The 26,338-nt window shown below is 53.5% G+C and carries 19 protein-coding genes and 1 tRNA gene; all 20 read left to right on the plus strand.

The annotated features are described in order from the left end of the window. Positions 1-141: elongation factor Tu (gene tuf / locus HZA73_02065; GenBank protein ID MBI5804812.1), on the plus strand; the 141-nt coding region annotated here is incomplete at its 5' end. A 69-nt stretch (positions 142-210) separates the two neighbouring features. Beyond that, a complete protein-coding gene (gene rpmG / locus HZA73_02070; protein MBI5804813.1) occupies positions 211-360 on the plus strand; it encodes a 50S ribosomal protein L33 in 150 nt (49 codons plus the stop codon). Between the two features lie 21 nt (positions 361-381). Then, a tRNA-Trp gene (locus HZA73_02075) sits at positions 382-458 on the plus strand. A 136-nt stretch (positions 459-594) separates the two neighbouring features. Continuing rightward, a complete protein-coding gene (secE, locus tag HZA73_02080; GenBank protein ID MBI5804814.1) occupies positions 595-780 on the plus strand; it encodes a preprotein translocase subunit SecE in 186 nt (61 codons plus the stop codon). 26 nt (positions 781-806) lie between these two features. Further along, the gene (gene nusG, locus HZA73_02085) at positions 807-1,331 is read left to right on the plus strand and encodes a transcription termination/antitermination factor NusG (GenBank protein MBI5804815.1); all 525 of its coding nucleotides are present in this window, start codon (positions 807-809) and stop codon (positions 1,329-1,331) included. Between the two features lie 87 nt (positions 1,332-1,418). Next, positions 1,419-1,844 (plus strand): 50S ribosomal protein L11, encoded by a 426-nt coding sequence (rplK, locus tag HZA73_02090; protein MBI5804816.1) that lies wholly within the window; start codon positions 1,419-1,421, stop codon positions 1,842-1,844. Positions 1,845-2,026: 182 nt separating this feature from the next. Beyond that, a complete protein-coding gene (locus HZA73_02095; protein MBI5804817.1) occupies positions 2,027-2,728 on the plus strand; it encodes a 50S ribosomal protein L1 in 702 nt (233 codons plus the stop codon). A gap of 11 nt (positions 2,729-2,739) precedes the next feature. After that, positions 2,740-3,264 (plus strand): 50S ribosomal protein L10, encoded by a 525-nt coding sequence (locus HZA73_02100; GenBank protein ID MBI5804818.1) that lies wholly within the window; start codon positions 2,740-2,742, stop codon positions 3,262-3,264. 66 nt (positions 3,265-3,330) lie between these two features. Next, positions 3,331-3,705, plus strand: coding sequence for a 50S ribosomal protein L7/L12 (gene rplL / locus HZA73_02105; protein ID MBI5804819.1), 375 nt, complete (start codon positions 3,331-3,333; stop codon positions 3,703-3,705). Between the two features lie 386 nt (positions 3,706-4,091). Then, on the plus strand, positions 4,092-7,877 hold the full coding sequence (rpoB, locus tag HZA73_02110) for a DNA-directed RNA polymerase subunit beta (protein ID MBI5804820.1): 3,786 nt from the start codon (positions 4,092-4,094) through the stop codon (positions 7,875-7,877). Between the two features lie 36 nt (positions 7,878-7,913). Further along, on the plus strand, positions 7,914-11,939 hold the full coding sequence (gene rpoC / locus HZA73_02115) for a DNA-directed RNA polymerase subunit beta' (GenBank protein ID MBI5804821.1): 4,026 nt from the start codon (positions 7,914-7,916) through the stop codon (positions 11,937-11,939). A 942-nt stretch (positions 11,940-12,881) separates the two neighbouring features. Beyond that, complete coding sequence (locus HZA73_02120) at positions 12,882-13,274, plus strand: hypothetical protein (GenBank protein ID MBI5804822.1); 393 nt, start codon at positions 12,882-12,884, stop codon at positions 13,272-13,274. A 101-nt stretch (positions 13,275-13,375) separates the two neighbouring features. Continuing rightward, positions 13,376-20,149, plus strand: coding sequence for a VCBS repeat-containing protein (locus HZA73_02125; protein MBI5804823.1), 6,774 nt, complete (start codon positions 13,376-13,378; stop codon positions 20,147-20,149). 121 nt (positions 20,150-20,270) lie between these two features. Continuing rightward, the gene (locus HZA73_02130; GenBank protein MBI5804824.1) at positions 20,271-20,690 is read left to right on the plus strand and encodes a hypothetical protein; all 420 of its coding nucleotides are present in this window, start codon (positions 20,271-20,273) and stop codon (positions 20,688-20,690) included. 221 nt (positions 20,691-20,911) lie between these two features. Further along, a complete protein-coding gene (locus HZA73_02135; protein ID MBI5804825.1) occupies positions 20,912-21,553 on the plus strand; it encodes a type IV toxin-antitoxin system AbiEi family antitoxin domain-containing protein in 642 nt (213 codons plus the stop codon). Then, complete coding sequence (locus tag HZA73_02140; GenBank protein MBI5804826.1) at positions 21,550-22,353, plus strand: nucleotidyl transferase AbiEii/AbiGii toxin family protein; 804 nt, start codon at positions 21,550-21,552, stop codon at positions 22,351-22,353. The genes HZA73_02135 and HZA73_02140 overlap by 4 nt, the downstream gene beginning before the upstream one ends. 456 nt (positions 22,354-22,809) lie before the next feature. Continuing rightward, positions 22,810-23,208 carry a 30S ribosomal protein S12 gene (locus HZA73_02145; protein ID MBI5804827.1) on the plus strand — a complete coding sequence of 133 codons (399 nt, stop codon included), beginning with the start codon at positions 22,810-22,812 and terminating at the stop codon, positions 23,206-23,208. A gap of 88 nt (positions 23,209-23,296) precedes the next feature. Further along, positions 23,297-23,767: a 30S ribosomal protein S7 gene (gene rpsG, locus HZA73_02150; GenBank protein ID MBI5804828.1), complete on the plus strand. Its 471-nt coding sequence runs from the start codon at positions 23,297-23,299 to the stop codon at positions 23,765-23,767. 217 nt (positions 23,768-23,984) lie between these two features. Further along, positions 23,985-26,072 (plus strand): elongation factor G, encoded by a 2,088-nt coding sequence (gene fusA, locus HZA73_02155; GenBank protein MBI5804829.1) that lies wholly within the window; start codon positions 23,985-23,987, stop codon positions 26,070-26,072. Between the two features lie 137 nt (positions 26,073-26,209). After that, on the plus strand, positions 26,210-26,338 hold a 129-nt coding region (gene tuf, locus HZA73_02160; protein MBI5804830.1), incomplete at its 3' end, for an elongation factor Tu.

Here is a 26,338-nt window from a genome sequence, read left to right on the forward strand (position 1 = left end):
ATGATCATGCCGGGCGACAACGTGACCATCGAGGGCGAGCTGCTGACGCCGATCGCCATGGAGAAGGGCCTGAAGTTCGCCATCCGCGAGGGCGGCCGGACCGTGGGCGCCGGAACAGTCACCGAGATCCTGCCCGACTAAGAACCCCTCCCGGGTAAATGGGAAATGGATAAATAGGAAATAGGAACTACAAAATAAATAGGTTATAAAATGCGAGAAATTGTCACCATTGCCTGTGTGCCCTGCAAGCGCCGGAATTACACCACCACCAAGAACAAGCGCAAGCATCCGGACCGGGCCGAGTTCAAGAAATACTGCCGTTTTTGCAAAAAGCATACTGCCCACAAGGAGACCAAGTAATTCCCTTAAAGATTTTGGTATAGGCCAGTAGCTCCAATTGGTAGAGCGCCGGTCTCCAAAACCGGATGCTGGGGGTTCAAGTCCCTCCTGGCCTGCCACTTTGACAGAAAATTTCAGGAGCCGGGGACTGAAAGAATGATAGACCCGGGATCCGGACAAAGGGAATCAATATCTTAAGACGCAGGGCACAGGCATTTTAAAACCCCGGATCAACCGGGTTTAGGAGCAGCAGAGATGTTCAAAAAAATACTACAGTTTTTCATTGACACCAAGGCCGAATTTACCAAGGTCAGCTGGCCCAGCCGCGAGGAGCTTACCCAGTCCACCATGGTGGTGATAGTGGTGTCGCTGGTGGTCACGGTCTTCATTGCCCTGGTGGACCAGGGGCTTACCCGGGTGATCACACTGATCCTGGGTTAATGATTAATAAGGCATAAGCACTAAACATGCGCTGGTACGTAATACATACATACTCCGGCCACGAGAATCGGGTAAAGTCGGCACTGGAGTCTTCGGCCCAAAGGCTGGGACTGCAGGACAAGCTGGGCCGGGTGCTTATACCTACCGAGGAGATAACCGAGATCAAGCACGGCAAGCGAAAAACCAGCGCCAAGCAGCTTTATCCCAGCTATCTGATGGTGGAGATGGACCTGACCGACGATGTCTGGAACGTGGTATCCTCCACCCCCGGTGTCACCAGCTTCCTGGGATCGCGCCGCAAACCGCAGGCCATGAGGAGCGCCGAGGCCGCCCGGCTGCTGGCCCGGATAGACGGAACCAAGGTGGCGGGCCCGGCAGACATTCCCTTTCATGCCGGCGACTCGGTAAAAATAGTGGACGGGCCATTTGCCAACTTTACCGGGATCATCAACGAAGTGGACAAACAGCATGGCAAGGTAAAGGTGATGGTCACCATCTTCGGCCGGACCACCCCGGTGGAATTGGATTTCATTCAGATCAACGAAATATAAATCTTCAGGCGCCCCGGCGTTCCATATATAAACAGGAACTGCTTCTGCCCGGACGTCAAGTATTAAAAAAAAGAGAGATAAACCCTTATGGCAAAAATAGTATCCGCCTTGGTAAAACTGCAGATCCCGGCCGGACAGGCCAATCCTGCGCCCCCGGTAGGACCGGCCTTGGGCCAGCACGGAGCCAACATCCCGGAATTCTGCAAACAGTTCAATGCCCGCACCCAGGGGCAGGACGGGCTGATCATTCCCTGCCTGATCACCATCTACAAGGACCGGAGCTTCAGCTTCATCCTAAAGACCCCGCCGGCCGCGGTGCTGCTGAAGAAGGCGGCCGGGCTGGCTAAAGGCTCCGGCGTGCCCAACCGCAACAAGGTGGGCAAGGTCACCGAAGCCCAGGTCCGGGACATCGCCCAGAAGAAAATGGTGGACCTGAACGCCGCTTCGGTGGAGGCCGCCATGAGGCTGGTCAAAGGAACCGCCCGCAGCATGGGCATCGATATAGCCGGATAGACACATCTAAACAGGGCATATATAAACATAACGCTGGGAGGCGAACCACCTTGGTTAATGGGGAATTTGAAAAATTGGAAATCGGGGTATTCAGGAGCTATAGTCAGGATTAACAAGTTTTACAAATAGCAAATTCCCATGCCCCAAGAAAAGGGCGCCGCTTAGAACCAGGAAGGAGGAAAATGGACCGAGGGAAAAAGTACAATCTGGCAGCCCAGAAAACAGACCTGAACAAGACCTACACCGTGGCCGAAGCGGTGGAGGCGGTAAAGCAGATGGCTTATGCCAAGTTTGACGAGGCTTTTGAGGTCTCGATCAAAATGGAGCTGGACCCCAAGAAGGCCGATCAGAACCTGCGGGGCACGGTGATCCTGCCCCACGGCACCGGCAAGAAAATGAGGGTGCTGGTCTTTGCCAAGGGCGAAAAGGAGGCCGAAGCCACCGCGGCCGGGGCCGACTTCGCCGGCAGCGACGACCTGATCAAGAAGGTCTCGGAGGGCTGGACCGAATTCGACGTGGCCATAGCCACTCCGGACATGATGAGCCAAGTGGGCCGGCTGGGCAAGATCCTGGGGGTGCGGGGGCTGATGCCCAATCCCAAGACCGGGACCGTGACCTTCGATCTGACCAAGGCGGTCAAGGAAGCCAAGGCCGGAAAAATTGAATACCGGGTGGATAAGAATTCCAACCTCCATGTGGCGGTGGGAAAAAAATCATTTGACAACCCCAAACTGGTGGACAACATCAATACTCTGCTATCCGAGGTGGTCAAAGCCCGACCGTCATCGCTCAAGGGCACTTACATCAAAAGCATCTCCCTGTCTTCCACCATGAGCCCGGGGGTCAAGGTCGCCCTTACCGAACTGTCGGCTTTAGGAAAGTGAGATAAATAAAAATGCCAAAAACAGATAAAGAACAAAAGGTCCTGGAACTGACCGAGAAAATGAATACCGCCAAATCGGTCTATCTTACCGACTTTACTGGTCTGAATGTTCCCCAGGCCACCGAACTGCGTAAAAAACTGCGGGAAGCGTCGGTGGAATACCGGGTGGCCAAGAATACACTGGCCAAACTGGCCGCCAAGAACGCAGGCTACGAAATGCTGGCCGATTACCTGACCGGCCCCACCGGGCTGGCCTTCGGACTTAAAGACGCCATCATTCCGGCCAAGATCCTGACCGAATTTGCCAAGGAGGGCAACAAGCCCACGGTCAAGATCGGACTGATCGACGGCAAGGTAGTCAACCCCAGCGAGGTCAAACAGCTGGCCCTGCTGCCTTCCCGGGAAGTGCTTCTGTCCATGGTGCTGGCCGGACTCCAGGCGCCCATTTCCTCGTTTGTCGGGGTTCTGGGCGGGGTGCTGCAGAAAATTGTGGGCACGGTGGACGCCATAGCCAAGCAAAAGGAAGCCCAGTCCTGAAAGCCAATTCTTTAAAAACAATCAAACCGAAAATAAATCAAAGAGCAAATAAAGGAGCAAAAGGAAATGTCGGACAAGAAACAAGTCGTAATGGAAGCCATCGAGCAGATGACAGTGCTGGAGCTGGCTGAACTGGTCAAGTCCCTGGAAGAAAAATTCGGCGTCAAGGCCGCCGCCCCGGTGGCCGCAGCCGCAGCCGGCGGAGCCGCCGCCGCTCCGGCCGAAGAGAAGACCTCTTTTGATGTGGTGCTGGTCTACGGCGGAGACAAGAAAATCCAGGTGATCAAGGAAGTCCGCGGGATCACCAACCTGGGACTGAAGGAAGCCAAGGACCTGGTGGAAGGCGCCCCCAAGCCGGTCAAAGAGGGCGTTACCAAGGATGAGGCCCAGAAGATCAAGGCCACCCTGGAAGCGGCCGGAGCCGTGGTAGAACTCAAGTAAAAACCTGCATCCTTAATAACATCCGGTAAAACAAAGCCAAACTTTTTGCGGCAGTGGTTGCCGCAGGAAAGATATAAATATTGAACGGCGTTTGAGGGGGCCATCTGCGGCTGCGGTGCTGCGGAAACATTTAAAGGCTCCGTCAAACGCTGCTTTTTTGGCGGCCGTGCATTGCTTTAACCATCAGACAAATGCAGCGGCCACCTGCTTTTTTTGCCCGCCCTCCGGGCTGACCCAGACCTGACATTAACGCAGCGCCGTTACCCAGGATTAGCCACATAAAGCACATAATACACAAATAAGGAACACGTTTAACGTTATTACGTAGTAACGTTATAACGGTATGTGTGCCTTTTGTGGCTGAATAATTACCAGACACCCCTTTAATCAAGGAGGTTATTTTGAAACCGGTCAAAAGAAAAGATTATTCCAAAATAAAGTCGGGAATTCAGCTGCCCAACATGCTTGATATGCAGCTCAATTCCTACAAGGACTTTTTGCAGGAGCATCAGGCTCCGGAAAAGCGCAAGAACGAGGGGCTGCAGGCGGTGTTCAACGAGATATTCCCCATCGAGGACGCCCAGAACCGGATGGCGATGGACTTCATCTCCTACGGCCTGGGCAAGCCCCGCTATTCCATCTCCGAATGCCACGACCGCGACATGACCTATGCCGCCCCGCTGAAGTCCATCCTCAGGCTTTCGCTCAAGGATCCCAGCGATCCCAAGGGCAAGCCCAAGGAAGTGGTGGAAAAGGAGGTATTCCTGGGCGAAGTGCCGCTGATGACCGAGACAGGCACCTTCGTCATCAATGGGGCCGAGCGGGTGGTGGTCAGCCAGCTGCACCGCTCCCCGGGAGCCTTCTTTGCCGAAAAAAGCCATCCTTCGGGAAAGAGGATCTACACCGCCGAGATCATACCCTACCGAGGCTCCTGGCTTAAGCTGACCCTGGATCCCAACGATCTGCTATGGGTCTCCATCGACAAGCACCGCAAGTTTCATGCTACTTTGCTGCTGAGGGCGGTGGGCTTTGCCACCAACAAGGCCTTGCTTTCACTTTACCACCAGCCGGAGACCATCTCCCTGTCCGGGGAAAAGCAGGCCCTGGACCGCTATCTTTTCAGCGACGTCAGCGCCCCCAAGACCGGCGAAGTGCTGGCCGAGGCCGGGCACAAGATAACCCCCGAGATCCTGGCCACACTAAAGCTGTCCAAGGTGGAAAAGGTGGAAGTGGTGGCCATCGACCCGGTCAAGGACCCGGCCATCATCCCCCGCACCATGCTGGCCGACAACAACAAGGGGTCCAAGGAGGACGCCCTCTCCAAAATATACAACATCCTTCACCCCGGGGATGCCATCAACCCAGAGCTCTCCAAGGCGGTGATCGAAAAAATGTTCTTTGACCGCAAACGCTATGACCTGAAAAAGGTAGGCCGCTACCAACTGAACAAAAGGCTGGGCCAGGAGATATCTTCAGCCAATGTACTTTGTCCCAAGGATTTTGTGGAAGTGGTCCGCTATCTGCTTTCTTTAAGAATGAACCAGGGCGAAGTGGATGACATCGATCATCTGGGCAACCGCCGGATATTGAGGGTCGGCGAACTGGTCTCCAACCAGTTTTCGGCCGCGCTCTCCCGGATGGCCCGGATGACCCGGGAGCGGATGGCCATGTGGGACGGACAGGGTTCGATCACCCCCCAGGACCTGGTCAACTCCCGCATCATCTCCTCCACCGTCAACAGTTTCTTCAGCTCCTCCCAGCTGTCCCAATTCCTGGACCAGCCCAACCCGCTGGCCGAGCTGCGGCACAAGCGGCGCCTTTCGGCGCTGGGGCCGGGCGGCCTGACCCGGGAACGGGCCGGGTTCGAGGTCCGCGACGTGCATTACACCCACTACGGCCGGATGTGCCCCATCGAGACCCCGGAAGGACCAAACATCGGGCTGATCGCATCCCTGGCCTGCTTTGCCCGGGTGAACGAGCTGGGCTTTCTGGAAACGCCCTACCGCAAACTTAAGAACGGCAAGCTGACCGGAGAGGTGGATTACCTTTCGGCCAACGAGGAGGACCAGTACACCATCGCCCAGGCCAACACCCCGGTGGACGACGGCGGAAAGATCCTGGGAGAACAGGCCCTGAGCCGCTACCGCGAGACCTTTCCCCGGGCCAAAGCAGGCGAGGTCCATTATATGGACGTTTCGCCCCAGCAGCTGGTGAGCCTTTCGGCCGCCCTGATCCCCTTCCTGGAGCATGACGACGCCAACCGGGCCCTGATGGGCTCCAACATGCAGTGCCAGGCGGTTCCCCTGCTTAAGCCCCAGTCGCCGGTGGTGGGCACCGGGCTGGAGGGCAAGGCGGCGGTTGACTCCGGGACCATGGTGCTCTGTAAGCGGGACGGGGTGGTGGAAAAGGTCACCGCCGACTGCGTCTTCATCCGACCGGCCAAGACCGACATCGCCGAGGTGGATTTTCTCAAGGACAGCCAGTACGACGTCTACCACCTCACCAAGTTCCGCCGTTCCAACCAGGACACCTGCCTTAATCATAAGCCCATCGTCCGCGAGGGAGAGGCCGTCAGGAAGGGCGAGGTGATAGCCGACGGCTCATCCACCGAGGGGGGCGAGCTGGCTTTGGGCATCAACTGTCTGGTGGGCTTTTTGCCCTGGTCGGGTTTCAATTTCGAGGACGCCATCATCATCTCTGACAAGATGGTTCAGGACGACAAGTTCACCTCTGTCCACATCGAGAATTTCGAATGCTTCGTCCGGGACACCAAACGTGGGCCGGAAGAGGTGACCCGGGAGATACCCAACGTGGGCGAGGAGGCGGTGAAGGACCTGGACGATAACGGCATCATCCGCATCGGCGCCCGGGTGGAAGCCGGCGACATCCTGGTGGGCAAGGTGACCCCCAAGGGCGAGACCGAACCCACCCCCGAGGAAAAACTGCTTAGGGCCATCTTCGGCGACAAGGCCGGGGACTTTAAGGACACCTCGCTCAAGGCCCCTCCGGGCATGGACGGAATAGTCTGCGACGTCAAGGTCTTCTCCCGCAAGAGCCAGGACCGCAGGAGCAGCCAGGAGGAAAAACGCAAGATTGAAGAGATGCAGAAGGAGGCCCGGAAGCGTTCCGAGCGGATCAAGAACGAGCGCGACCGCCGGATCCGGGAACTGCTGCTGGACCAGACCTGCAACCAGACCCTGAAGGACGGGGAAAAACTGCTGGCCCGCAAGGGGCAGCGCCTGTCGGAAGCGGTGCTGGACGAAATAAAATTTGAAAGGACCCCTCTGGAGGACCTGGCCCAGATCTGCGAAGATCCTGCTTTGGGAGCCAAGGCCGTCAAGCTGATGGATTCGGCCCGCAAGGCCATCGAAGCTGTGCAGTATGAACTGCAGATCGAAAAGGAAAAAGTGGAGCGGGGCGACGAGCTGCCGGCCGACGTCATCAAGCTGGTCAAGGTCTTCGTCTCCCGTAAGCGCAAGCTGATGGTGGGCGACAAGCTGGCCGGACGGCACGGCAACAAGGGCGTGCTGGCCAGGATCGTGCCTGAGGAGGACATGCCTTATCTGGCCGACGGCCGTCCCCTGGACATGATCCTGAACCCGCTGGGCGTGCCTTCACGCATGAACCTGGGGCAGGTGCTGGAGACCCATCTGGGATGGGCCGCCCAACTGCTGGGCTTTAAAGTGGCCACTCCCATCTTCGACGGGGCCAATATCGCAGAGATCCAGTCCGAGATGAAACTGGCCGGCCTGCCCGAGCACGGCAAGGTCACCCTCTATGACGGCCGGAGCGGCCAGCCGTTCGACGAGCCGGTGACGGTGGGCGTGATGTACATGCTAAAGCTATCCCACCTGGTGGACGACAAGATCCACGCCCGGTCAATCGGGCCCTATTCCCTTATCACCCAGCAGCCCCTGGGAGGCAAGGCCCATTTCGGCGGCCAGCGTTTCGGGGAAATGGAGGTCTGGGCCCTGGAATCATACGGGGCGGCCTACACCCTGCAGGAGATACTGACCGTCAAGTCCGACGATGTCCAGGGAAGACAGAGGGTCTACGAGGCCATCGTCAAGGGAGACAACCTGCCCGAGCCCGGCACCCCGGCCTGCTTTGAGGTGCTGGTAAACGAACTGAGGGGCCTGTGCCTGGACGTTCAATTGTATAAGGAGGACTAAGCGATGACCCCCGAAAGAACTGCCAATACCGGAGAGATGGAGGTCAGGGCCACCGATTTCGACTTCATCAAGCTGAAGCTGGCCTCGCCGGAGATAATACACGGCTGGTCGCTGGGCGAGGTGACCAAGCCCGAGACCATCAACTACCGCACCTTTAAGCCGGAACGGGACGGCCTGTTCTGCGAGAAGATATTCGGACCCACCAAGGACTGGGAGTGCAACTGCGGCAAGTATAAAAAGATCCGCTTCAAGGGCGTGATCTGCGACCGCTGCGGGGTGGAGGTCACCCTGTCCCGGGTGCGCCGGGAACGGATGGGGCACATAGACCTGGCGGTGCCGGTGGCCCACATCTGGTATTTCAAATCCCTGCCCTCGCGGATCGGGCAGCTTTTGGACGTCTCCATCCGGGACCTGGAACGGGTGCTGTACTACGAAAGCTACATCGTAATCGAGCCCGGCTCTTCGGGATTCAAGAAGAAGGAGCTGATCAACGAGGATCAGTGCATCAAGGCCGAGGAGGAATACGGCAAGGATTTCATCGCCCAGATGGGCGCCGAGGCCATCCGGGAACTGCTCAAGGAGATCAACATCGACGATCTGTCGGCCGAGCTGCGCTCCCGCTTAAGGCTCGAGGTTTCGGCCGAGGTCAAGAAGAACGTCTTGAAACGGCTCCGGATCGTGGAGGCCTTTCGCAAGTCGGGCAACCGTCCGGAGTGGATGATCCTTTCGGCCATCCCGGTGATCCCGCCGGACCTGCGTCCTTTGGTGCCGCTGGAAGGAGGGCGCTTCGCGACTTCTGATCTGAATGACCTCTACCGCCGGGTCATCACCCGCAACAACCGGCTGAAGAAGATCATTGACATGCGGGCCCCGGAGATCATCCTGCGCAACGAAAAGCGGATGCTGCAGGAGGCGGTGGACGCCCTGTTCGACAACGGACGCCGCTCCCGGGCCCTGAAGGGCCGGGGCAACCGCGAGCTGAAGAGCCTGTCCGAGATCCTGCGCGGCAAGCAGGGACGGTTCCGCCAGAACCTGCTGGGCAAGCGGGTGGACTATTCCGGCCGCTCGGTGATCGTGGTCGGCCCCGAGCTGAAACCCTACCAGTGCGGCCTTCCCAAGAGCATGGCGCTGGAACTGTTCAAGCCCTTCATCCTGAAAAAGCTGGAGGAAAAGGGCTACGTCCAGAGCGTCAAGAGCGCCAAGCGCCTGGTGGAAAAGGAAAAGCCAGGGGTCTGGGAAATCCTGGAAGAGATAGTCAAGGAGCATCCGGTGCTGCTGAACCGGGCCCCCACCCTGCACCGCCTGGGCATCCAGGCCTTTGAGCCGGTGCTGATCGAGGGCAAGGCCATCCGGATCCACCCCCTGGTCTGCGAGGCCTTCAACGCCGACTTCGACGGCGACCAGATGGCGGTCCACGGGCCCCTTTCCTACGAGGCCCAGATCGAGGCCGCCACCCTGATGCTCTCCACCAACAACGTGCTGTCGCCGGCCTCGGGCCGCCCGGTGATCACACCCCGGCAGGACATCGTCATCGGCTGTTATTACCTGACCAAGCCCCGGGCCGGGGTCAAGGGCGAGGGCAAGGCCTTTACCGATCAGAACGAGGTGATGCTGGCCTACGAGAACGGAATGCTGGCCCTGCACGCCAAGATCCAGATCAAGGTCAACGACCGCAAGATAGAGACCACAGCCGGCCGGGTGATCTTCAACCAGATAGTTCCCCCGGAACTGGGATACGTCAACGATACCCTGGACAAGAAGGCCATCGACAAGATGGCCATGCAGTCGTTCCGCAAGCTGGGCAACTTCAAGACCGCCATGTTCATGGATGAGGTCAAGAAGATGGGCTTCACCTACGCCACCCAGGCCGGAGTGACCATCAGCCTTTACGACGTGATCGTGCCGGCCGAGAAGGAGGGACTGGTCAAGAAGGGGATCGAGGCCACCGAGAAGATCCTGGGCCAGTACCGCAAGGGAGTGATCACCGACACCGAGCGCTACAACAAAGTGATCGACACCTGGACCCACGTCAACAACCAGGTAACCGAGGCCCTGATCAAGCGACTGGCCGACGACCGCCAGGGATTCAATCCGGTGTTCATGATGCTGGATTCCGGGGCCCGGGGCAGCCGGGAACAGGTGCGCCAGCTGGGCGGGATGAGGGGACTGATGTCCAAGCCCCAGAAGCGCCTGACCGGACAGGAGATCATCGAGACCCCCATCATCAACAACCTGCGGGAAGGCCTGACCATCGTGGAGTACTTCATCTCCACCCACGGCGCCCGCAAGGGATTGGCCGACACCGCCCTCAAGACATCCGAGGCCGGATACCTCACCAGAAGGCTGGTGGATGTGGCCCAAGACATCATCATCACCGAAGAGGACTGCGGCACCATCATGGGCGAGGACCGGGGCGCCCTCAAGGAAGGCGAGGAGATCATCGAGTCGCTCAGGGACCGGGTGCTGGGGCGGGTGGCCATGGAGGACGTGATCAACCCCATCACCGGCGAGATGATAGTCTCATCGGGCGAGGAGATCACCGAGGATGCGGCCGAGGAATTGTCCGAGGCCGGCATCGAGAATATCCGGATCCGTTCGGTGCTGACCTGCGAGGCCAAGCGCGGCCTGTGCCGCAAGTGCTACGGGCGCAACCTGGCCACCGGCCGGATAGTGGACATGGGCGAGGCCACCGGAGTGATGGCCGCCCAGTCCATCGGCGAGCCGGGCACCCAGCTGACCCTGCGCACCTTCCACATCGGCGGCACGGCGGCCCGGATCGCGGCCCAGTCCAAGGTCTCGGCCAAGATCCCGGGAACCCTGGAGTTCAAGGCGCTGGAGACCATAGCCAAGGAAACGGGCGAGGTGGTGGTCATCAACCGCGACGGCGAGATCATCCTTCACGGAGAGAAGGCCGGAATCAAGACCCGCTACAGCGTGCCTTACGCCTCGGTGCTTAAGACCGTCGATCAGGCCAAGGTGGCCCCCGGCGACACCTTGTTCGAGTGGGATCCCCACACCGCCGTCATCCTGGCCGAACACTCCGGCACCATCCAGTTCGCCGACATGATCCCCGACGTCACCATCTCCGAGGAGTTCGACGAAATAACCGGGATGCGCCGGCCGGTGGTGATAGAGAGCAAGGACAAGAACAAGAACCTGTATCCCCACATCAACATCACAGATAAACGGGGCAAGAGCCTATCCAGCTATCCCATTCCCATCGGGGCCCGGATCATGGCCCAGAACGGTCAGGTGATAACGGCCGGCGAGTTCCTGGCCAAGACCTCGCGCGAGATATCCAAGACCCGCGACATCACCGCCGGTCTGCCCCGGGTAGCCGAGCTGTTCGAAGCCCGGAAGCCGGCCGATCCATCGGTGGTCTCCGAGATCGATGGCCGGATCAAGCTGGGCGAGATTGCCAAGGGCCAGCGCACGGTGCTGGTTCGCAACGAGAACGGCGAGGAAAGGGCCTACCTGATTCCGCTCAACAAGCACCTCTACGTTCGGGACGGAGACAAGGTCAAGGCCGGGGAAAAGATAACGGAGGGTTCCATCAATCCCCACGACATTTTGCGGATCCGGGGCACGGCGGCGGTCCAGGTCTATCTGGTCAACGAGATCCAGGAGGTCTACCGGCTGAACGGCGTGGCCATCAACGACAAGCACATCGAGGTGATAGTGCGCCAGATGCTGCAGAAGGTGCGGGTCCAGGATCCGGGCGACACCATCTACATCGAAGGCGATCAGGTGGACAAGGCTTCGGTGCGCGAGGAGAACGAACGGGTGCTGCACGAGGGCGGCCGTCCGGCCACTTTCGAATCGCTGCTGATGGGCATCACCAAGTCGGCCCTTTCCACTTCCAGCTGGGTCTCGGCGGCCTCCTTCCAGGAGACCACCAGGGTCCTGACCGAAGCCGCGGTCCAGGGAAAATCGGACCCGCTGCTGGGATTGAAGGAGAACGTGATAGTGGGACGGCTGATCCCGGCCGGGACCGGGATCCGGCGCTACCGCAATTTCAAGATCGAGGAGGAGCAACCCCAGGAACAGCCGGCAGAGAAATAAAAACCAACCCACAAAAGGCCCTTTCAAACAAGCTGAAAGGGCCTTTGTTTATTAAGCCGGAGCAATCAGGATTCAATCTTCCCGGGTTCGGTCTTTTTCTTCCGGCAGCTAACTTCTTTTTTACTTGCATTTGATAGTCTGACTGGTGTATTCTTATAAATATATGGTAAATTGAGTGGATGTATATTATATGGCAAAACAAAAGGAGAGTTGTCAGAAGATGCAACTATCCGGGAATTTCGGATTGTTCAAAAATAAATTAACGGCGATACAGATCAAGTTACCGGAGATGAATCCATGGGAAACCCAAATGTTGCGATATTTAAGGGTAAGCAGGTCCGAAAACCATATTCCAAAAGGAATGGTGGTTTTCGGTGGTAGATGTTATTGATGCCTTGACCGAGAGCGTAAACCCAGGGATTATTGGTTCAAGCTTAAACTCCGGGTGAAAAGATGACGGATTTGAACCGTCGACAATTTATCGACAGTTAAAAAATGCCGCAACTTCAAGATATTTGGAGGAGCAACCGCAGGAACCGCCCGCAGAAAAATATGTCTTTTGGTTTGAGCAACCCCCGCCGGACACTAAGCATGGTCGAAGTGCGGCGGGGTTTGTGTTTGTTTAGTCCAACAAATTAATATATAAGCAATAAAATACATTTAAAAGTACTTGACATTTAACGGCATATTTTGGTATATTGACTTCAATCAAATAATTATAAATATTTGTACAATGACACGTTTGGATTACGCAGGATTTATAAATACTGAAAACCCACATTTGCTTTGCATAAAAGCAGATGGGGGCTTTTTTGTGATATTATGAAAAAACCACTCTTTTTTTCAATATGTTTGATAATTGGTATTGTTGGTTTGCTTTGGTTTGCCAGAATTCATGGGCTTTTCAAAAAACATGAACCTACAAATGCCAATAATATAGGGGTGAACTGCGGGCCAAAGGCCTTATCCGGAATCATACGCTATTACCGCCTAGAAGTGCCCTGGGACAGCCTGGCCAAGCTTTCCAACACCAATATCAACGGCACCACTATGTACGACCTGGCCAATACCGCCAAACTGCTGGGTTTTGAGACGGTGGGGTTAAAGACCGGATTCCCGGGCTTAAGCAAACTGCCGATGCCATCGCTGGTGTTTGTCAATAATAATCACTTTGCCACGCTGTTGTGGGTGGGCGAGGACTCGGTGCTGATAGATGACCAGGGTAAAAGGGATTTTGTAAAGCGGCAGGATTTTTTAAAAATGTGGGGCGGCCAGGTATTGGCCTTGTATCCCGGAAAAGAATTGCAAAATAAATTAAACAGCAATATTCCCTGAAAATCCCTGGTAGTGGCAAGGCGTGCCTCGCCCTGGTAATGTGGGTCATGTATTATTCTGAATAAAACCAAATCAATAAAATACCAAAAGAGAGAGGTTCTATGCAAGCCAAGTTCAGCCTTTCGTACAGCCCTAAGACCACGAGCTTTAAAGCCATGAGTTCGTTCATGTGTTTCTTGATGGTGTTCTTGAGCATTGCCCCTACCATCCAGGCTGCCCAGTATTCACAGCAGCGGGCCGATGCCGCCCGGCTGGCGATGGTGGAGAATTCCGGCAGGGTGCAGGTGTTGGATGAGAACGAAATGAAGGACGTGGTGGGGAAGGCTGATGAGGGAAACACAGAAGGCAGTACCACAGCAACTTCAAGTGCTGGTGAAGGCAGTGCAGAAACGGCCGTAAACGATGCTGGAACCAAACAAACGGAATCATCTGGTGGAGGTACTACCCCAGTCGGATTCGATGCGATTCAAGGCAGTTCTTCCGGCAGCGCAGGTTCTTCAAGCATAAAGGACTTAATCACAGGTTTCAGCGTCGACAAATTCACAGGCACTTCGAATTTTACCTATCCCATCGAAGTGGCGCCCGGGCGCAACGGCATGGAGCCAAGGATAAACCTGGTCTATAACAGCAATGGACCGACCACCTGGTGCGGTAATGGTTGGGACCTGAACCTTGGGTATATAGTGCGGCAAGGCGCTGACAACAAACCGCCCAAATACGATGGGACCATGGCGACCACGACAGATAAGTTTTATTACACGGCCAATGGCGTATCCCAGGAACTGGTGCGCGTAGGTTCATGGGAGGATGAAAACGGATGGGTATATTGTTTTAGAGCTAAAATCGAAGGAAATTTTTGGGTATTTGATTTTTTTGATTATACAAATAAGTACTGGGGAGCGTATGACAAATCCGGTACCAGGATGTTATTCGGATCAAATAATCTTTCGCGCTTTGTGCCACGTTCAGGCTACGCAGGCAGCCAAGTGTACAAGTGGATGCTGGATAAAGTTCAGGACATTCATGGCAATTACATGACGTTGCAGTATGCTAAAAACAGCCCATATTGGGTTGGGTCCACCTGGAATAGAACCCCGGGAAATGAAATATATCTGTCCAGAATTGATTATACCTACAATGACAATGTGCCAGATGCTAATAACTGCAGTGTGGAGTTCTTTCGGAGCCAGGTCTTGGGTAATGGCGATTATACTTTTTTTACCCCATACTATATTACCGGTTTTGCAGAAGTCACAGACGGATCTCAATGGGTTGGCTCAAAAGATAGGCTATCATATATCCAGGTGAAAGCCAAAGGTTTGATTCAGAGACAGTACAATTTGGTCTACGGCGCAAGTCCTAAAACAAGTCGAGCATTATTGCAGTCAGTAACTGTGGTTGTATATGAGGATAAAATAGGGAGTGTACACTATCCGCATTATCCAGCCACTACATTCGAATATACAGATCCGGACATCGGTCAATTCAACCAAATTGCCAACAATTGGCAATTCACCCGCAATCCTGCCAGCAATAAATTTGCGGTCTTTGATGCCAATGAAGACGGCCTGGATGATATTATTGATCTTGAATGGCAATATTCATCTCCCAACACGGTTTATACGTTGCGGGCTTATTTGGGGAATGGGCAGGGTAATTTTACCCCCCAGACTGCTAAATCGTGGTCATCTCCGGGATATTGTACCCCCAAAATGATTGTTGGCGATGTGGACGGCGATAAAACACAGGATGTTTGCATTTGGTATTTTTCTGTAGTATCGAAAATAAAAACGATGAAATCAGACCGTTATGGTGGCTTTATCGATTGTGGTACGGGCTTTCAATTTGTAGATATAAATAACGGACAAGCACATCTGGCCGATTACAATTTTGACGGAAAGGCCGATCTTATTGGGCACAACTACGGTCTTAATCAATGGGAAAAGTACACAAGTAACGGGGACGGCACATTCACATTTGCTGGCTATGATGGTTCGCCCATTAATACCGTATGGGCGGATATCAACTGCGACGGTTGGACCGACAAATGCACTATCGGCGCCGTGGGCTGGGCGACAAGTGTAAACGCCGGCACAGGTTTAGGATTTGATTCTTTCACCTGGGCCAGCAACGGGCCATCATTTACCAGTGGAACCATGTATGGCGATTTCACGGGCGTTGGTAAATTAGGAATGCTTTATTGGTCACCGGCAACAAACGCCACAAACCCATGGCAGATACTTACTCCACGTACTCAATACAATTCTTTTATTGACTACCTCTCGTTTGGGACTAGCCAACTGCTGACCTTTGCCGGTGGTAATACCGACATTATGCTGTCCGGCGACTTTGACGGTGATGGGAAGACCGACATAGCGGGGTGGAATGGCGATTATAACGGGGGGGCATGGGACATCCGGGTCCATAACACCGAGGCCGTAGACCTGCTTAAAAAAGTCACCACGCCGATCCGCGCCACCGTAGAAGTCACCTATCAAAACCATTTGGCAGATGCATATTGCCCGATGACCCTTTCCATGGTTAACAGCGTGACCGTAAAGGACGGTATCACCCAAAACGACGGCGGCGTTCACACCTATACGTCGTCCTATAGTTATGTCGGTGCTGGATACGACCAGGCAAAAAAGCAGTTCATTGGGTTTAACCAGGTCCGGGAAACGAAACCGGACAACACGGTGATGGAAACCTATTATTATATCAACGATGAATGGTTGAATGGCCGTCAGTATTCCGCCAAGCATTACGACGGCAGCACCCTTATGTCCGAAATAACGGATACCTGGGCAGTGCATGATTTTGGCAGCGGGGTAAAATTCCCATACATTAACCGTACGGTTAATTCCCTTGTTTGCGATCAGGGGAACATCAACACCGCCTCGGAGTACGAGTATGATGATTATGGCAACATAACTTTGGAGAGATCGCTGGGTAATACAAACGTTACCGGAGACGAGGTGTATGTGATAAACCGTTATGCCTATAATTTCAGCGTCTGGGTGTTGAACAAGCCGTACGAGACGATCGTTAGCAGCGACGAAGCGGGCACCACTATTCTGTCCGGCAAGCGGTTTATGTATGACGGCACCAGCATAGATGGGGCGCCGTGGAAGACATCACCGACCAAGGGCTTGCTGAAAAGGCTGGAGTATTACGATTCTGAAACGGCGGACCCCGACCAAAGGTGGCTCAACATAGTCGATCATTTTACCTACGACCAGCTGGGTAACGTTGTGACAACCACCGATGCCATGGGCCATTCAGCGACCTTCAACTATGATCCCACCGGTTGTTTTTTAACCAGCACGGTCAACGCCAAAGGCCACCGGGATTCAACGGCCTATTATGGCGTAAACGGCGAGTCACAGGATAAAGGGCTGTTCGGACAGGTGAAGTACTACCAAACGCCCAATCAAATAGCCGGTGACGAGAAAACCAATTATGTGTACGATTGGTACGGCCGTACGGTAAAAGTCTGGGGGCCGGGCGACAGTGAGGATAAACCGACAAAATCATTCGAATACAATTCATTTGGAACCGTTGGAACGCAGAACACGGTTGAGAGGCTTAAATTCTCTGAAACCAGTTCCAGCCTGTCGACATATTGGACTATCAAACATTTCGACGGTTTGGGAAGAACCTTGCAGGTACAGCAAGGCAGCACTTGCGTCGGGGGCACCAACAAGGCCATCAGGTCGGTCTCCCTATACGACATTGCCGGCAGGTCGTGGAAGAGCTCCCTGCCCTTCTCCCAGGATCCCTACGTTACGACGTATAATTATACCACCAGTACGCCTGGGGTAAAGTTCGTTACAACCGATTATGATAAACTGGGCCGTACCACCAAGGTAACCAAGGCAGATGGGACATTTAAGCAATACAGCCACTATTCAGATAACGGTCTATCATTCGTTACTCAGGTTACGGATGAAAACAACAACAATACCCGTTCCTTCTCTGATGCCTATGGCCAGGTGATTAAAACCGAGGCTTATACCAACGGTAATTGGACTATAAAGGCTTCTTTTGACTACGATCTGCTGGGCAACCTGGAAATCATTACCGATCCATTGGACAGGACCGTCCAGTTATATTATGACAGTTTTAAAAGAAAGATCATGTCAATCGACCCGGACCGGGGCACCTGGTCTTACACCTACGACAAGGTGGGCAACCTTCTTACCCAGACCGACGGCCGCGGGGTAACCACCACCTGTACTTATGATGCACTGGACCGGATTGAGACAAAAACAAGCAACGATGGCACTACTACCTATACCTACGATACCGGCGCCAACGGGATCGGCCGGCTGGCCAGCATCACCGATCCTTCCGGAACGGCATCGTTTGTGTACAACAGTAAAGGGCAACTGACCAGCGAAACCCACCTGCTTGCCGGATTGGCCAATGGACTTACCATAGAGAGAACATATCATCCTGACGGACAATTAGCCAGTTTGGAGTATCCGGATGGCGAGGTAGTGAACTATAGCTATGATTATTGGGGTCGGCCCACCAGCGCCATCGGTGCCAGCAATTACGTTACCGGTGCGACCTATACCGGTATCTCGCAATTGGATCAGGCAACCTATGGCAACAACCTCATTACGGACTATGATTATAACCCGGACCGTTTGTGGATAACGGATATTAAAGTTGGTCCGTCTGGGAACCTGGGGTACAGTAATTACCTGCATTACCAGTATGATAACGCAGGTAACATTTACCAAAAAGATTACATCACCACAAGTCTACCGGAGGGTTCCAGATACCGGTTCTCGTATGGCTATGATAACCTGTACAGGCTTATCCAGGATAAGTGTACCGTGATCAGCACGGGAGCCCTTAAATACGAAAAGCTTTACAGCTATGATGCGGTGGGCAACCGTACAGCCCCGAATAACCCAACCTATTCGTATTATACCGGTACCAATAGACTTTATTCCTCTGACGGCGGTACTACAGTTTGTACCTATGACAACAATGGTAATTTAACCGGCCGGGGACCATTGAGTTACATATACAATAGCGAGAATCGTTTCGCCAGGTTTGTCAATGGATCGAATTCGATAGATTATACTTACAACAGCGGGGGCTTGATGGTGAAGAAGGTAGCCACCACCAATGACGGCAGCAAGAGTAGTGGGTTGCCAATTTATAACGGGCCGATCGATGCCATGGCAACGGCACTAATAAAGAACGGAAACCTGGTGGTGGAATTCAACAAAGGCGATGTTTCTGTGGGCCAGCCCCTGTACCTGGCCGTTGACACGGACCAGACCTTAAGCTCCGGCAACCTGTTCATCCCCGACGCCGGACGGACCGGGCTGGATGCGGCCGGGGCCTGGGAATACTGCCTGGTCATCAAGGGTTTGGACGACTTCGGGTATTACGAAAAGAACCTTCTGCAGAGGAACCGGGGCGAGGCCGGCGCGGCAGGTATGGAGGTCCAGGCGGCAGACGATGTCATTAGGATCACCGTACCGCTGGCAATGCTGGGAAATCCCAAACAGCTCGGCCTTTCGGCTGTAGCAGGGGCCAAGGCCAAAGCCAAAGCGAATCTGGTTATCAAGGGTGCAGTGAACATCAAAGACGAGAACGCCTCCGAAGGCGAGGAGTCAGGGATGATTTTTGCCACCCCGGTCCAGCCGGAAACCAAAGGCGTCATCGTTACCACAACGTATTACCTTTACAATGAATCGGGCCAGGTGCTGTGCGAACTCAATTCGACCGGTGTAATCACCAACAAGCAGTACTATTGGGGCGGCCAAAAGGTGGCGGAGAGACAGGGCAGCACCCTGTATTACTGCCACAACGACCATCTGGGCAGCATGACGCTGATGACCAACACCAGCGGTGTTATGGCTGCCCGCCGGTATTACTACGCTTTTGGCGGGGACTACTTGGGAACAAACCTGACAAATTACAGGTTCAACGGCAAGCAGATTGATGCAAGCACTGGGTTGTATAACTACGGGGCCAGGTATTATGATGTAAATACCGGAAGGTTCACTTCGCCCGATCCCATCATCCAGCCCGGTTCGCCTTATGCCTATTGCAACAATAATCCGGTGGGCTATACTGATCCGACCGGAATGCAGGCCCAGCCGTTTATTGATTATGATGGAAGGGACTATCAAAGGGGGGGAGGAGACTATAATGTAGCTTATGGGTGTTATGTCGTGAAGGCACTTTATGATGACAACACCGTGGGGTTTGCAACTGTTTATTCCTATTCGGTAATTTCTAATGCTCAAGGTGTGCTCTTCTCAGATGCGCAGTGGGCTTGTAGCCGCGCCCTTGGTTTTGCGGCAGCTGGGAATAAAGCAATAGCTGATGCCAAAGCAAGCAAAGCGGCGGCGGTTACAGGGATGACGCCTGGTGTGGCAGAAGAATTGCCTCGTTTTGATGGAAAACCGGGACGAGAAAACGAATCAGGTTCTGCCCCGGCTGGTTCTACTAGAGCTGGTACCAGTACTGCTAATACTAGTCGTGTAGTAGGTGGTAAGGTAAAGAAAACTGATGATGGAAATGGAACACCACCACCATATGATCATGAAGAGAGGAAGTTAAATTTACAAAGCGGGGCCGCCATCCCAGCTTCATTAACTGAGTGCCCAATATTTGCTTTAGTAACTGCTGCTGCATTTGTCGGAGCTAGACCTGTTGTGGAAGTATTTTCTAAAGGAGGGCCTGCTTGGCATGCAGGTTTAGAGCTTGCTGGTAAAGAAAATATTATCCATATAGGTAACCATGTTAAGTATGGTGTGCACATCGCTATTGGTTCTACCGGGCCTATGTGTGCATGGTTTCATCTATATGTTTATCCAACAATCAGGGTTTGGTTTTCGAAATAAAAAATGAATGGTTATTTAACAACTCGACAAAGTTACTATTTCATTTTACACAATTAACTTGTTAATCACATTTTAACTGGTTTAACCTTTTATTGTTTAAATCCATAATGGAGGAATTAGTATGTATATAAAACTAAACGGAAAAGATTTTACAGGTAACGTTTTTAAAGAAATCGCTTCTCAGACAGGCAAAGGCAAAATTCTTATAGATAGCATAAAATATAGTGAAAATGATTCTATTGTTGAGTTTATCGTAAAAAGAAGAACAATTGATAAGTATAAAAGTAATTATTTTGGTTTTATAAAAGTGAAATACAAGTCTAACGATTTCTTAAAAACGAAAGTTCAATTTAAAAACGTTACTTTGTTTAATGTTGATAATAAAGATAAAAGCCTTGAAGAGGTTAATATGTTATTTGGTGTTAAAATAGACAGCAATGAAGCATCAATTTCATCCGTCGAAGAGGTTGAAGGGGAAACTGTCTTTTCTATTAGTATTAAATATTCTTCACTGGATTTAACTTTAGAGGATATTTTATAACTCCGGTTGTCAAGATAATAAAATTGGCTATACTTTTTATAGTTTAGGCTGCAATTTTGAGTGATTGTTTGAGGTTGTTGAAGACCAACTCCAGTATATAGCAAACCGGGGCTTTGTTTGCAAAGCCCCGGTTTAGTATTATAACAAACCACCTCCTTGACAATTCCCATCAGTTTTGCTATACTATTTCCAATAATAACATAAATACATTATTATTGGAAATGCTATTCTCCGAATTCAAAAAACGCTACCGCCGGCTGCCGCTGATTCCAACGGAGCAAATGCTGCTGCCCGGTAACTCTCCCCAAGCCTTTAAGAACCAGCTCTCCCAATGGCAAAAAAGGGGCTGGCTGATCCGGCTGAGGCGCGGGTTTTACCTGCTATCGGACCAGGACCGGACCGTAACCCCCTCGGCCCTGTACCTGGCCAACCAGCTGTATCCCCCGTCCTACCTGTCGCTGGAGTATGCCCTGGGTCATTACGGCCTGATTCCCGAGGCCGTGGCCCAGATCACCTCGGTCACCACCCGCAAGACCAAGATCTTCCGGAACCGTTGGGGCGATTTCCGCTACCGGCATCTGGCCCAAAACTTGTTCTGGGGCTTTGAAGCCATCAAGGATGAGAACGGTTATACGGTACTGATGGCCGGGCCGGAGAAAGCCCTGCTGGATTTCTTCTATTTCCATAAAAGCTCATTGCCCCTGGATGGTAAAAATTACCGCGAGCTGTTTTTAGGATCATACCGTTTCCAAAACACAGCGGTGGTCAACCCCAAAAAACTAGCGGCAATGGCCGCCAGTTACGGGGACCAAAAAGTAGTCGCCGCTGCCGCCGCATTCATTAAATATATGAGGCAGGCATGATCGAATTGCTGCGAAAAGAGCTGGACCGGGAAACCCGGCCGGAACTGAAGGTCCACCGGGCCCGGGAGTTCCTACAGGTGATGACCCTAAAGATCATCGGAGATCTGGGGTATTACCGGCAGATCGCCTTTCAGGGCGGGACCGCATTACGGCTTCTGTACGGCCTGAACCGGTTTTCAGAGGATCTGGATTTTTCCGTAATCAAAAAGAACGGATTTGACCCGGCGGACATGATGGAACGGGTGGCCGGGCAGACTAAGGGTTGGGGGCTGCCGGTGGAGATCAAGATCGGACGGGAAAAAACGGTGGCCGGGGGCTGGATCAAATATCCCGGTCTGCTGCAGTCCTTAAGCCTTTCGCCATTGAAGAACCAGAAACTGTCCATTAAACTGGAGGTCGACATGAATCCACCGAAAGGCGGGCAGGTGGAAACATCTTTGATTAGCCGGGAGTTCACTTTTTCCATAGCCAATTTCACCATGCCCTCCATGTTTGCCACCAAGCTACACGCCTGTTTTTACCGCCCCTATCTTAAAGGCCGGGATTTTTATGATCTGGCTTGGTACCTGGGTCGAAAGATCAGGCCCGATTTTCAGGTGCTTAACAACGCCATCAAGCAGACCGAAGGGAAATCTCCAAATATAGACGAGGGCAATTTCAAGCAATATTTGAAGGATAAGATCAAGGGTTACAACCTGACCAGTGCCAAAAAGGATGTGGAGCCGTTTTTGTTTGACCGGGGTGAGTTATCGATATTCGACAGCGGGTTGATCATCGGCCTGGTTGATAGAAACTATTAATAGGTGTCTTAATAAAAAATGGAGCCACAGTATATTCATTAAAGGCCAGCTGAACGGGAACGCCTTAGGACGACTGAAACATCAGTTAAACGAGACGGGGCTGCTTGCAAAGCTCCGTCTTGTCTTTTTGCTCCATATCTTGTGCGTCAAAGATATGTGGGCCCTATATGTGTGATGTTTTTAGTTATATCTTCCGGCTCCAATAGAAAATATATTTCCCTAAAACCTCAAAAACAGCCCTGTTTTTCACTTTGACAAGAACTATTTTTCCATCCCAAAGATTTATCAAAATAATTGTTAAAGCATCTTGACTTTTATACTGTAAATATTATATAATTGGGATTCCAATCGATTACAAAAATTTTTGACAAAACAATTTCCGTTTTCGTCGCGGCGATGAAAACAGGATAAGGATATTTTTGTCTTTAAAAATTATCTTTAGGGCAAGGAGAATTAATGCCAACCATCAGCCAACTGATCCGTTCCGGGCGCAATATCAAGCGCAAGAAGACCAAGGCCCCGGCCCTTAGTTCGTGTCCCCAGCGCAAGGGCGTGTGTCTTCGTGTTTACACCACCACCCCCAAGAAGCCCAACTCGGCTTTGCGCAAGGTGGCCAAGGTGCGTTTGACCCACGGATTCGAGATCCTGGCCTACATCCCGGGCGAGGGCCACAACCTGCAGGAGCACTCCATCGTCATGGTGCGGGGCGGCCGCGTCAAGGACCTGCCCGGCGTGCGCTACCACATCGTGCGCGGCACCCTGGACACCTCCGGGGTGGAGGGCCGCAAGAAGAGCCGCTCGCTGTACGGCACCAAGCGGATCAAGGCCGGAGCCAAGCCCGCCCTCAAAAAGTAACCGGACCCAGTCACTGAATCGCGGAAAAGGTAAGGGCAATTCATGAATTGCCCCAACAAACAATCTGAAAAACGGGAACTGATATAAAATGCCAAGAAGAAAAAGAGTCATCAAGCGCGAGGTCCTGCCGGATCCCAAGTACCATGATCCCATGGTCACCATCTTCATTAACAACATCATGAAGAGCGGGAAGAAAAGCGTGGCCGAGAAGATCTTCTACCAGGCCATCGAGATCGTGGAGCAGAAGCTGAAAATGCCGGGGATCGAGGTCTTCAAGCAGTCCCTGAACAACATCAAGCCGGTGCTGGAGGTCAAGCCCCGCCGGGTGGGCGGCGCCACCTACCAGGTGCCCATCGAGGTCAAGCCCGAGCGGCGCACCGCCCTGGCCATCCGCTGGATGATCATCGCGGCCAAGGCCCGCTCCGAGAAGACCATGCGCGACCGTTTGGCCGGGGAGATCATGTCGGCCAACAAGAACGAGGGCGGGGCCGTCAAAAAGAAGGAAGACACCCACAAGATGGCCGAGGCCAACAAGGCCTTCAGCCACTTCCGGTTCTAAAAATCATCCCCTGGTTTTTCTAAGTCCTCAAGGCCCGGTCCGGACTAAAACAAAAAGATTTTTGACTTTTTAAAAGTTAAGATTTGTATAATGAGAAACCTGACGCCATTTGCAGTTCCCGACGAAAGAAAATGACTTTCAGCCAGCCGCCTTCCTTTGGGCGTTGGCCGAAGGGATGGCGGACGGTTAACAAGCAGAAAGTAAAGTTGGAACGCAAATGACCCAGGCTTCTTTGTTAAATAAGACCAGAAACATCGGCATCATGGCCCATATCGATGCCGGCAAGACCACCACCACCGAGAGGATCCTGTTTTACACCGGCAAGGTGCACCGGATCGGCGAGGTTCACGACGGCGCCGCCACCATGGACTGGATGGAACAGGAAAAGGAACGCGGCATCACCATTACCTCGGCCGCCACCACCTGCGCCTGGAACGGACACCGGATCAACATCATCGACACTCCGGGCCACGTGGACTTTACGGTGGAAGTGGAACGCTCTTTAAGGATATTGGACGGGGCCGTGGCCCTGTTCTGCGCGGTAGGCGGCGTGGAACCGCAATCGGAAACGGTCTGGCGCCAGGCCGACCGCTACCATATACCCCGGATCGCCTTCATCAACAAAATGGACCGGGTGGGATCGGACTTTGACGACGCGGTGGAGATGATGCGGGAGCGGCTGGCCGCCAAGGCGGTGCCCATCCAGATGCCCATCGGCAGCGGCGATACCTTCCAGGGCGCGGTGGACCTGGTCAAGATGAAAGCGGTGATCTACGACGGCGGCGAGAACGAAGATCCCAAATTAAGCCCCATCCCCGAAGAATATCAGGCCCAGGCCCAGGCCGCCCATAATTTCCTGGTGGAACAGGTGGCCGAGTATGATGAAGAGGCTCTCAATTTATACGTGGACGGCCAGCCCATCCCGGAACAATTGCTGATGAAGGCCATCCGCCGGGGAACACTGGACATCAAGATCTTCCCGGTGCTTTGCGGTTCGTCATTCAAGAACAAGGGAGTGCAGCCGCTGCTGGATGCAATAGTGGATTACCTGCCGGCCCCCCCCGACCTGCCCCCGATCTCCGGTTTGAATCCCGACACCGGCCAGCATGAAGACCGTCACGACGACCCGGAAGAGCCTTTGGCGGCGCTGGTATTCAAGATAGCAACCGATCCCTATGTGGGAAAAATATCATATGTCCGCATCTATTCCGGCACCATCGAAGCAGGGCAGGCAGTATACAACAGCAACATCACCAAACATGAACGGGTCAGCCGGCTGCTTTTGATGCATGCCAACAAACGGGAGGACGTGGAAAAGCTTTCGGCCGGGGACATCGCGGCCGTGGTGGGCTTAAAGGACAGCAAGACCGGCCACACCCTGTGCGAGAAGAAAAGCCCCATAATCCTGGAGGCCATGAACTTTCCAGATCCGGTGATCTCGGTGGCCCTGGAGCCCAAGTCCAAGGCCGATGAAGATAAATTAGGCAACGCTCTTTCGAAATTATCAGAAGAAGACCCCACTTTCAAGGTCAAGACCGACGAAGAAACAGGACAGACAATCATCTCCGGCATGGGCGAACTCCACCTGGAGATCATCGTGGACCGGATGATGAGGGAATTCTCGGTCCAGGCCAACGTGGGCAAGCCCCAGGTCAGCTACCGCGAGACGGTCCGCAAAGCAGCCAAGGCCGAGGGAAAGTTCATCCGCCAGAGCGGCGGCCGGGGACAGTACGGACATGTGGAAATCGTACTGGAGCCGCAGCAGCCGGGCCTGGGTTTTGAATTCACCAACGATACAGTCGGCGGTTCCATTCCCAAGGAATACATCAGCTCGGTGGAAAAGGGGGTCAAAGAGGCGCTGGCGGCAGGGATCCTGGCCGGGTATCCGGTGGTGGACGTCAAGGTCAGCTTAGTCGACGGCTCTTATCACGAAGTGGACTCTTCGGACATCGCCTTCAAGGCCGCCGGATCGCTGGCGGTCAACGAAGCCCTGCGCAAGGCCGGCTCGGTGATCATGGAGCCGGTGATGAGCGTGGAGGTGGTGGTCCCGGAACTCTACATGGGAGAAGTGATAGGCGACATCAACTCCCGCCGGGGCAAGATACTGGGACTGGTAAAGCGCAAGGACGCCCAGGTGATAGCCTCGATGGTTCCCCTGTCCGAGATGTTCGGATACGCCACCCGCTTAAGGTCCCTGACCCAGGGCCGGGCCATCTACACCATGCAGTTCCATCATTACGAAGAGGTACCCCGCTCGATATCCGAAGAGATAATGGCTAAGAGCGGAGCTAAAGAAAGATCATAAAATACCTTCCCACGAAAAATACTGAAATTCTCGAAACCAATTTACAGGATCAGCGTCCCTTCGATTTTACTCAGGGCAAGCTTCACCGGGAAATGATAAAAGAAATATTTCTTAATCGTTAGTTGGGAGAAACCATCATGGCCAAAGCAAAATTTGAGCGTAAGAAGCCTCACGTGAATATCGGGACGATCGGTCACGTGGACCACGGCAAGACGACCCTGACCAGCGCGATCACGAAGTACCTGTCGGAGCAGGGTCTGGCCCAG

The sequence above is a fragment of the candidate division TA06 bacterium genome, assembly GCA_016235665.1.
Lineage (GTDB): Bacteria > Edwardsbacteria > AC1 > AC1 > EtOH8 > UBA5202.

Coding starts and splice junctions, on each gene's coding strand:
- rpmG (MBI5804813.1), top strand. CDS start 211: ATGCGAGAAATTGTCACCATTGCCTGTGTGCCCTGCAAGCGCCGGAAT.
- secE (MBI5804814.1), top strand. CDS start 595: ATGTTCAAAAAAATACTACAGTTTTTCATTGACACCAAGGCCGAATTT.
- nusG (MBI5804815.1), top strand. CDS start 807: ATGCGCTGGTACGTAATACATACATACTCCGGCCACGAGAATCGGGTA.
- rplK (MBI5804816.1), top strand. CDS start 1,419: ATGGCAAAAATAGTATCCGCCTTGGTAAAACTGCAGATCCCGGCCGGA.
- HZA73_02095 (MBI5804817.1), top strand. CDS start 2,027: ATGGACCGAGGGAAAAAGTACAATCTGGCAGCCCAGAAAACAGACCTG.
- HZA73_02100 (MBI5804818.1), top strand. CDS start 2,740: ATGCCAAAAACAGATAAAGAACAAAAGGTCCTGGAACTGACCGAGAAA.
- rplL (MBI5804819.1), top strand. CDS start 3,331: ATGTCGGACAAGAAACAAGTCGTAATGGAAGCCATCGAGCAGATGACA.
- rpoC (MBI5804821.1), top strand. CDS start 7,914: ATGGAGGTCAGGGCCACCGATTTCGACTTCATCAAGCTGAAGCTGGCC.
- HZA73_02125 (MBI5804823.1), top strand. CDS start 13,376: ATGCAAGCCAAGTTCAGCCTTTCGTACAGCCCTAAGACCACGAGCTTT.
- HZA73_02130 (MBI5804824.1), top strand. CDS start 20,271: ATGTATATAAAACTAAACGGAAAAGATTTTACAGGTAACGTTTTTAAA.
- HZA73_02135 (MBI5804825.1), top strand. CDS start 20,912: ATGCTATTCTCCGAATTCAAAAAACGCTACCGCCGGCTGCCGCTGATT.
- HZA73_02140 (MBI5804826.1), top strand. CDS start 21,550: ATGATCGAATTGCTGCGAAAAGAGCTGGACCGGGAAACCCGGCCGGAA.
- HZA73_02145 (MBI5804827.1), top strand. CDS start 22,810: ATGCCAACCATCAGCCAACTGATCCGTTCCGGGCGCAATATCAAGCGC.
- rpsG (MBI5804828.1), top strand. CDS start 23,297: ATGCCAAGAAGAAAAAGAGTCATCAAGCGCGAGGTCCTGCCGGATCCC.
- fusA (MBI5804829.1), top strand. CDS start 23,985: ATGACCCAGGCTTCTTTGTTAAATAAGACCAGAAACATCGGCATCATG.